This is a genomic window from Candidatus Acidiferrales bacterium (assembly GCA_036514995.1).
Lineage (GTDB): Bacteria > Acidobacteriota > Terriglobia > Acidiferrales > DATBWB01 > DATBWB01.
Window position 1 is genome coordinate 1 of record DATBWB010000057.1, and the last position, 9,355, is coordinate 9,355.

A 9,355-nucleotide genomic window follows, 5' to 3' on the forward strand; every position below is an offset into this window, starting at 1 on the left:
TTCTAGTGCCGTTCCAACTATTTTGGGCTAAGTTCTTCATGGACTCAGCACGTATGACTAACTATGTCGCTCCAGCTCGCTATTCTGCTCAATTAGTTGGAACGGCACTAGCCGGCAAGTGCCCCGCCCGCGCCGGAGGGGGGTTGGATCGAATATTCTGTGCGGCGCTTCTCCGCCTGGAGCTCGAGGGCGAGTTGGATGAGGCGGTCGAGCAAGGCAGGATAGGGCAGCCCGCTCGCCTCCCACAACTTGGGATACATGCTGATGGAGGTGAAGCCCGGGATCGTATTGACCTCGCTCACAAAATTTTTTCCGGTGCCTTTCTCAAGCAGGAAATCAACGCGGGCCATGCCGCTGCCGTCAATTGCTCGAAAAGCGCGGATGGCATAATCCTGGAAAATTTTCACCTGACGCCGGGTCAGCTTGGCCGGGATGATGAGCTTGGTGCCCTCCTCGAGGTATTTCGCAGTGTAGTCGTAGAACTCGCGGTGCGGCACGATCTCCCCGGGCACGGAAGCCTTTGGGTCATCATTGCCCAGGACAGAGACTTCGATTTCGCGGCCGGTAATGGCGCGCTCCACCATGACCTTCATGCCGTACCGGGCGGCGAGATCGAGTGCCGGGCCAAGGTCCCGGGCGCTTTTCACCTTGGTCGTGCCGACCGAAGAGCCAAGCGTGGCTGGCTTGACAAAGACGGGGCCACGAAACTTCTGCCGGATGATGCGAAGCACCCGGCGCGGCTGCCGTTCCCATTCGGCGCGCGCAAAGGCGATATAGGGAGTCACCGGCAATCCGGCATCGCGGAAGAGCCGCTTCTGCACATCCTTGTCCATGCCCACTGCCGAGGCAAGCACCCCGGCACCCACGTAGGGAATATTCGCCAGCTCGAGCAAGCCCTGCACCGTGCCGTCTTCCCCGAAGGTGCCGTGGAGTACAGGGAAAATCACATCCAGCGCCGCGCTGGCCGCGGCGGGACGCTCTTCGAGCGGAATCAGCCCGGCGGCTTGGGGGTCGGCCGGGAGCACAACCTTTTGACCGCGGCGGAGGATTTCCGCCGGCGGAAGCATCTTTTCCGCGGCCGGCCCCACCAGCCATTGGCCTTGTTTGGTGATCGCAATCGGCACCACGTCATATTTTGACGGGTCGAGCGCTTTCATGACCGAGCTGGCCGATGCAATCGAAACCTCATGCTCGCCGGAGCGTCCACCGAACAAGACGCCAATTCGGATCTTTTTCGTCACGTTTCCCTCAAGGGATCCCAGCGCCAGGCAAGGCCCTGCGCCGTCTCGGGTGCAGGGCAGAGAAGGCAGTGAACCCGGGACCGCGGACGGTACTATTCTGCCATGCCGGGCAGAGATTTCCATCACCCGCTGGCTTCCCGATACGTCACACGGGCAATCACCGGCCGGCTCACGGGTAAATGCGATAGATCAACCGAGGGAAGGGGATCGTCTCGCGGATGTGCTCAATGCCGCAAATCCAGGCGACGGTGCGTTCGACGCCCAGGCCGAAGCCGGCGTGGGGGACGGAACCGTAGCGGCGGAGATCGAGATACCATTCGAAAGCCTCGCGCGGCAACCGGTGCTCTTCGAGCCGTTTGAGCAAAAGGTTATAGTCGGAGATGCGCTCGCCCCCGCCAATGATTTCGCCGTAGCCCTCGGGCGCCAACATATCCACCGAACGGGAAACTTCCGGCCGCTTTGGCTCGGTTTCCATGTAGAAGGCCTTGATGGCGGTCGGGTAGCCGTGAACCATCACCGGCCGGTCAAATTGCTCGCCCAAAAGGGTTTCATCGGGGCCGCCAAAATCGCCGCCCCACTCGATACGGCTGCCCTTTTCCCGAAGCAATTCGACCGCATCGTCATAACTCAGCCGGGGGAAAGGTGTTCTGGCCGCTTCGAGTCGGCTCGTGTCGCGCTCGAGCAGCTTCAGCTCCGCCGGGCGCCGCTCGAGCACGCGGGCCACCACGAACGAGACAAGGTCTTCCGCCAGCAGCATGATCTCTTCGAGCCGGGCAAAGGCGACTTCCGGCTCGACCATCCAGAACTCGGTCAGGTGGCGCCGCGTTTTGGATTTTTCGGCGCGAAAAGTGGGCCCGAAGCAATAGACCTTGCCGAGGGCTGCGGCGGTGGCTTCGCTATAGAGCTGGCCCGACTGGGTGAGGTAAGCCTTGCCCTCATCGAAATAGTCAAGGCCGAAGAGCGTGGTCGTGCCCTCGCAGGCCGCCGGGGTAAAAATGGGCGCATCGGCCAGGACAAAGCCACGGTCGTCAAAAAAGTCGCGGATCGCTCGCACCACTTCGTGGCGGACGCGAAGAACCCCGGCCTGGCGGGGCGAGCGAATCCAGAGGTGACGATGCTCCATCAGAAAGTCCACGCCGTGCTCTTTGCGCTGGATGGGATAGGGGTCGGAGAGGGGAACGGCCTGGAGGACATTGATCCCCGTGACGTCGAGTTCATAGCCGCCTGGCGCGCGCTCGTCTCGCCGCACTTTTCCGGTTACGATGACAGAAGATTCCTCAGTCAGGTTCTTGACGGCGTCAAAGATTGGATCGCCGACCGAGTTGCGTGCCACCACCCCTTGCATCAGTCCGGTGCCGTCGCGAAAGAGGGGAAAGAGAATCTTGCCTGATTCGCGCAGGTTATAGAGCCAGCCCCGGAGCGTAACCTCCTGGCCTTCAAACTCTCCTATGCGGCGGATTTCGACTACCGGCATGGCGGATGCTTTCTAATGCCGTTCCAACTATTTCAGGCTAGGTTTGTCAAGAACTCAGCACCTATGCGCAATTTGTCGTTTCAACTCGTTATTCTCCTCAAATAGTTGGAACGGCACTAATGCGGCTCGGCCGCGAGGGCAATTTCAAACCGCCGAAAGACTTCTTGCGCCTGCCGCAACGGCTCGGCAACACCGTGGTTCTTGAGTTCCAGCACAAACGGCAGCTCGCCCGCTTTCTGGCCAAAAGCCTTGAGCGCCGCATCCCAATCAATCGAGCCCTCGTAGGGAAAGAGATGGGCATCGCGGTCGCCCAGGTTATCGTGCAGGTGCATGGTCACCACCAACTCCTTCAAAACGCTAAAAGCTGCCGCCACACCCTCTTCCAGATGGGCATGGCCGGCATCGAAGCAGATGCGGAGGTCGCGGAGGTGAGTCTGCTCGATGAAGGTGAGAAGGTTGGCGGCGGTGGACAGTTCATTCGGGATATTTTCGAGCGCAATCGTGACGCCCCGTTGCTTGGCGAAGACGCACAGGTGCTCCAGACTGTTGAACGCCGCATCGAACTTGCGCTGATCGAAAAGCTCGTGGGAGAGTCCGAGGTGCTGCACAAGATAGCGAAAGGGTATCACCTCGGCCACTTCGAGGACGCGCTTCACCTCATCCACTGCCTCGAGCCGCCGCACCCGCTCGGGCTCGGCGATGGAAATGGGATGCTCGCTGCGACGGCGCGACTCATCATCCAGATAAATAGGAGAGTGGATCGAGTGGAGATGCAACTCGCGATCGGCAAGCCAGTCGGCCATTTGCTGCACGCTGGCCCGTTCGGCATAGTCGAAATGGTAGCGGCCAGCAAAAATCTCCAGATGGTTTAATTCCGCCGCCTCGATCTGGCGAAGGACCTCCGGCGTCAAAGGCTGGTTGAAATAGAGGTAAGTGGAAAAGACTCGGATCATGAACGCTCCTCGTGCCGTTCTAACTTGATGAGCCTATGCATCTCGATCCTGTATGATCAATAAAGCATGCCGTGTGACTTGCGGGAAATGGCCCCAAATAGTTGGAACGGCACTAGTCGGTGGCGCGAGCCGCGCCCCCGCGGCGGGAGTCCGCTCCCGCCTGCCGCTCGCCGGTGGCCGGATCCACGCCAATCGCTTGCACCGCGCCGATCGTTTTCCTCTCTTCGAGGCTATGACCCATCGCGGCAAGTCGTTCCCGCACGGAAACAGGCAGCAAACTCTCTACCACGATCCGGTCGGGTTTCCACTGATGATGGAAGCGCGGCGCCGCCACTGCCTCCGGAAGGTTGCGGCCGAAGCGCATCACGTTCAGCAGCACTTCCAGGGTGGCGGAGATGATCCTTGGCCCCCCCGGGCTGCCCAGGACGAGTCGCAACCGGCCATCCGCGAGCACAATTGTCGGCGTCATCGAACTGAGCGGGCGCTTGCCCGGTCCCGGCGCGTTTCCGGGCGACTGGATAAGCCCGAAGAGGGCGTTCGGGGCGTTGGGCTGCACCGTGAAATCGTCCATCTCGTTGTTCAGCAAGAAACCGGCGCCGGTGACCGTCACACCGCTTCCAAAACTGTCGTTGATCGTCGTCGTGGTGGCGACGGCGTTGCCAGCCGCATCCACCACCGAAAAGTGTGTCGTATGGTTGCCGCCGCCAACCGCCAGCGACCAGGGAATCGGATCAAATGCAGCCTGCCGCGGCGAGCTTGGCCGCCTCGTTTCTGGCGGGCTTCCCCCGGCAAACTTGAGCGGGTCGGGCATGCGCAGAGCATCGCTCGCACTGGCTCGCGTCGGGTCAATCGTGCTCTGCACGGCAGCGGCATACTCCTTGCTCAGGAGGCCTTGAACCGGGACCGCCGAAAAATCCGGATCCGCCAGAAAGCGCGCCCGGTCAGCAAACGCCCGCCGGGCTGCTTCCATGATCCAATGAATCGCTTCCGGATTCTCGGCGCCCAGGCGTTCGAGCTCTACTCTTTCCAGTTGGTTCAGAATCTCAAGCAGGATGACGCCTGAGCTGGGCGGAGGACAGGCAAGAACCTCCCAGCGATGCCGGCCAAACTCATAGGTGGCGCGAAGCGGCGCTCGCACTTTGGGGCGATAGCGAGAGAGATCGTGGCGAGTGATAAGGCCACCGCCGCGCCGCAGCTCAGCAAGGATCAGCTTGGACGTCTGGCCGCGGTAGAAATCCTTTGCCCCGTGGCGAGCGATCCGCCGGAGCGTCCGAGCCAGTTCAGGCTGGTGGAAGTTCTCCCCTTCCTGATAGGGCTGACCATCGCGCAGAAAAATCCGCTTGCTCTCCGGAAAACGCCCGAGCAAATCGGCCGCGCCGCGGAGAGCAGCAGCCACCAGACGGCTCACCGGATAGCCCTGTTCGGCAAGCCGGATCGCGGGCGCAAGCACCTCTGTCCATTTCAATTTGCCCCAGCGACGGTGAGCCAGCTCGAGGCCCGCCACCGTCCCAGGAACGGCGATGGCACGATAGCCGACCGTGCTCGCCTCGGCGATCAAACGCCCTTCCGCGTCGAGGTACATATCGGGCCGGGAGCCCTCCGGACCGGCTTCGCGGTAGTCAATCATCTCCGTGCGGCCGTCCGCCATGCGCACGAGCATGAAACCTCCGCCGCCGATATTGCCCGCTTCCGGCTCGACCACCGCCAGAGCGAACGAAACGGCCACGGCCGCGTCCACAGCGTTGCCGCCCTGGCGAAGGATCTTGACGCCCTCCTCCGAAGCCAGGGCCTCGTCGGAAACCACCATTCCGCCCCGCGAGCGTGCCGGCTCACCCGCCAGCCCCGATTGAATCGGGGCCAGCAGCCAGCCGGGGAGAAGCCACAGGAGAATCCCTCGCGAGACGCTTCGAAAAGAGAACCGGGTGCTATGGATGAATGCGGTGAGAAACATCAAAGCTGCCAATCGCCACAGAAGCCCAAATTAGTTGAAATCTCAGGGTGAGTCAAGCTGGCCGCCAAACCGGCACTGTCCAGCCTTTCTAAAAGTAGCGTTAGGGGTGCGCCGGGTCATGGATATTCCTTAGCTATGCATCTGCTCAGCAAACGGGCTATGGACTGCCGGAGCTTGCTCCCGCTTTTTCTTGATGTGGCGCCTCGCTGCCCGCAGTCTCGACAACGCGGAGGTAGGACTCGATCTTTTCCCGCTTGCCCGCAGCTTCTTCGCCGACGGTAAGAAACGGCACGCTTGATCGCACACATTCCGCTTTGTGGGATGTGTGAGCCACCCGAGATGTGTCCGATGAATCAGTCAGTTCTTGCGGAACGCTTTGGCGACTTCGACGACCACGCGCATTTTGTTGATGGCTTCTTCGACGGTGCGCGTCTTTAATCCGCAGTCGGGGTCAAGCCATACGTTCTCTTCCGGGATGACTTTGAGGGCTTGCCGGACGCGCTGCTCGACGGTTGGAAAATCCTCGATCACGTGCGAGTGGACGTCCACCACGCCGAAGCTGATGTCTTTGGTGAAGGGGTATTTCTGAAAGAGTTGGAGCAGACCCAGGTCGCTATTGGACATCTCGAGGTCGAAATTGTCCACCGGCATGCTCAGCATCCCCGGGTAAATATACTCAAAGGCGCCGTAGCAGGCGTGGGTGATGAAGTAAGCGGGAAGGCCGTCGGTGACCCGCTGCATGGCTTCGATGGCGACGGGTAATTCTTCCGGTCGCACCGAGAGCGCCGGCTCGTCCACCTGGATCACTTTCGCGCCGGCCTCAAGGAGCGCTTCCACCTCCTTGTGAATGACGCCGGCAAGCGCCATGCACGCCGTCTTGCGGTCAGCGAAGTATTCGTTGAAGGACCAATCCATCACGGTATAAGGGCCGGTGAGCATGCCCTTGACGGGCTTGCGGGTGAGGCCCTGCGCGTACTTCCACCAGCGAACGGTAATGGGTCCCTTCCACTCGACCTGGCCGCTGATGATGGGCTTGTGGTAGTAGCGATTGCCGTAACTGCGCACCAACCCGCCTTGTTCGAAGCCGGGCAATTGCTCGGCAAAATAGGCCACCATGTCGCCACGGTACTGCTCGCCGTCCACCAGCACGTCCACGCCCAACTCTTCCTGCTTGCCAATCCAGAACTCGGTAGCCCGGCGTTCCTCTTCCTCGATTTGCGATGGTGTGATTTTGCCCCTGGCAAACTCGCCCCGCGCCTTGACCAGGTAGTCGGGTTTCGGGAAGCTTCCCACCGAGGTGGTGGGGAAAAGAGGCAGCTTCAGACCGAGTTTGGCAAGTTTATCGCGGCTCACGGTTGTCGTCCTTCGAGTGCCTCGCGAATTTGCGGCAACAAGGCTAGTTTGGCATAGGCTCGGCCCCGCGGCAAGTATTCGAGCCCGCAGGAGGGGTTAAGGAAACATTCCTCGCCTGCCAACCGGGGAAGGATTTTCTCAAGCGTCCGTGCGAGATCCTCCGGCCTCTCGAGCTTCGTATTCCGCCCGTCAACCAGGCCGAGCGCCAGCGGCCGCGAGGAGCCGGTGGCCTGCACCTGCTCGAGGAACTTCGGATTGTACGTGAAATCAACACCGAGAATATCCACCGGGAGCTGCTGCAAGCGATAATAGAGCGGACCGGGATCGCGAAAATAGAGGTGCAGTGCCACGCGCGCGTGCCTCGCCCGCGCTTCACCCTCCGCCCGGGGCGAGTTCACCCCCGCCAGTCCTCGCCGGCTGTTCCAGGAGAGCATCATGGCGTGGATGCCGCGCTCGAAAATGGCGTAGTCGCCCGTGTACTTGATCGCTGCCGGGTCATCCACCTGGATGAGCTTTGCGCCAGCCGCTTCGAGCGCCGTCAACTCCTCCGCCAGAATTTCGGCAAAGGCCATGACCCGCGCTTCCAGGTCTTTCATCCCGTCGAATTCGACAAGCGAAAATTTTGCCAGCGTGTAAGGCCCCGTCAGGACCGGCTTGACGGGTTTGGAGGAAGCCGCCTGAGCGAATTGGAATTCATCCACCACCAGCGGGCCAGTGCGAACCGGGCTTCCCTTGATGACGGGCTGGCGGAAATAGAAATTGGTATCAAAGAACCGTAGCAGGCCGTTGATTTCTATGCCCTCCAGTTTGCCGGCGAGATGAGAGATGGGGTCATACCACCGAATCAGCCCGTCGGTAACGACATCCAGGCCGGCGCGGGTTTGGTCGTCAACGGCGGCGCGTACCATCTTGTCTTCGGCCTGAGCAACGTCGGCAGGCGTTTTTTCACCCCGGTCGCGGGCGGTGATCGTCCGGCGCAGGAGCTGCCAGTCGGCCGTGTCGCCGGTGCGCGGATAGCTCCCGGCACTCGCCAGGGTGAGTTTCATCTTCCCTCCTCGTGGCCCGAGGCTGATCCCTCCGGAGCGGAGGTCACAAAATCCAGGCTGACGCCGGCCGGCACGAGTCCGGCGACCTGGCCACGTTCGAGCAGCTTGCCGATAGCTTGCCGGCCGCGATCGCCGCAGCCAAGCGTCCAGGAGTTCACGTACATGCTGATGAAGCGATCGGCCTGCGCGGCGTCCATGTCCCGGGCGAACTGGAGAGCGTAAGCCAGCGCCGCCTCGCGGTGCTTGAGCGCGTATTCCACGCTGTCGTGAAGATAACGGCAAATCTTTTTCGCCGGTTCGGGCAAAAGCGTTCGCCGGATGGCATTGCCGCCAAGCGGCAGCGGCAGCCCCGTCTGCTCGCGCCACCACTGGCCGAGATCGAGCACCTTGTGCAGCCCCATCACCCCAAAGGTCAACTGCCCTTCGTGGATGAGCAGGCCGGCCTCAGCCTCACCCCGTTTCACCGCCGCAGGGATCTTGTCGAATGGGATTGTACGGGCTTCAAAGTCATTTTCAAAAAGTTTCAGGGCGAGATAGGCGGTGGTCAGCTTGCCCGGAACGGCAATGGCTTTCCCGCGGAGTTCGTTCGGCGGGAAAGGTCGAGCGGCAACTACAATCGGACCATAGCCATCGCCAAAACTGGCGCCAACGTCAAGCAGGGCATAGCGGTCGGCCACGTAAGCATAGGCGTGAAAGCTCAGAGCGGTCACGTCGTAGGTCTCCGCTCGGGCCTTCTCATTGAGACTCTGGATGTTTTCGAGCTTGTGATGAAAGCGAATGCCCGGGCTGCGCACCTTCTCCGTCGCGAGCGCGTAAAACATAAACGCATCGTCGGAATCAGGTGAGTGGGCAAGGGTGATATCTACAGGCTTGATCGTCATGCTCGAAACGGCAAAGCTTAACACAGCGTCCGAGCATTCTCAATTCCGGCTTGGGAGACATGGATAGCGGAATCCTAGCTGTCATCGCTGAAGAGAATAAGAGAAAAGACAGTTGAAATGGACCTAAGTTCTTTGCCCAGGCTGGGCGGGGCCAGCGCGATCCGGCACCCTGAGCCTTCGCCCCGATATATCGGGGGAACAGACTCCGGCCCGGTTTTTTGAGCACTGCGCTGGTGACGTTTCAACTATTTGGGGATATTTCCCGCCCCATACCAACAAGTTGGTACGGGCCCCGTGAGTTGGAACGCCGCTAGAAGCGGACGGCGGCCACGTCCATGCTGCTCTCGCTCGGGATCGGCCGCTCGCTCGACCAGGGGCTCGGGTTCCATTGCCGCAGATAGACCTTGCTCGAGCCCTGACCCTGGTAGGCGAGGTAGAGCGCGTTGCCGGCAGAAA

General features: G+C 61.0%; 7 protein-coding genes. All 7 read right to left on the reverse strand.

All coding sequences use genetic code 11. From position 1 onward, the window contains the following. Positions 1-107: 107 nt before the first annotated feature. Complete coding sequence (locus tag VIH17_03955; GenBank protein ID HEY4682386.1) at positions 108-1,241, reverse strand: D-alanine--D-alanine ligase family protein; 1,134 nt, start codon at positions 1,239-1,241, stop codon at positions 108-110. 169 nt (positions 1,242-1,410) lie between these two features. After that, positions 1,411-2,715: an asparagine--tRNA ligase gene (gene asnS, locus VIH17_03960; GenBank protein HEY4682387.1), complete on the reverse strand. Its 1,305-nt coding sequence runs from the start codon at positions 2,713-2,715 to the stop codon at positions 1,411-1,413. Between the two features lie 116 nt (positions 2,716-2,831). Further along, a complete protein-coding gene (locus VIH17_03965; GenBank protein HEY4682388.1) occupies positions 2,832-3,668 on the reverse strand; it encodes a sugar phosphate isomerase/epimerase family protein in 837 nt (278 codons plus the stop codon). A gap of 112 nt (positions 3,669-3,780) precedes the next feature. Next, entirely contained in the window at positions 3,781-5,619 is a 1,839-nt protein-coding gene (gene ggt / locus VIH17_03970) for a gamma-glutamyltransferase (protein ID HEY4682389.1), read from the reverse strand. 357 nt (positions 5,620-5,976) lie between these two features. Further along, positions 5,977-6,972, reverse strand: a complete 996-nt coding sequence (locus VIH17_03975) for a hypothetical protein (GenBank protein HEY4682390.1) — start codon at positions 6,970-6,972, stop codon at positions 5,977-5,979. Further along, the gene (locus VIH17_03980) at positions 6,969-8,018 is read right to left on the reverse strand and encodes a hypothetical protein (protein ID HEY4682391.1); all 1,050 of its coding nucleotides are present in this window, start codon (positions 8,016-8,018) and stop codon (positions 6,969-6,971) included. Before VIH17_03980 ends, VIH17_03975 begins: the two co-directional genes overlap by 4 nt. Further along, positions 8,015-8,899 (reverse strand): MqnA/MqnD/SBP family protein, encoded by an 885-nt coding sequence (locus VIH17_03985; GenBank protein ID HEY4682392.1) that lies wholly within the window; start codon positions 8,897-8,899, stop codon positions 8,015-8,017. Before VIH17_03985 ends, VIH17_03980 begins: the two co-directional genes overlap by 4 nt. Positions 8,900-9,355 lie beyond the last annotated feature (456 nt).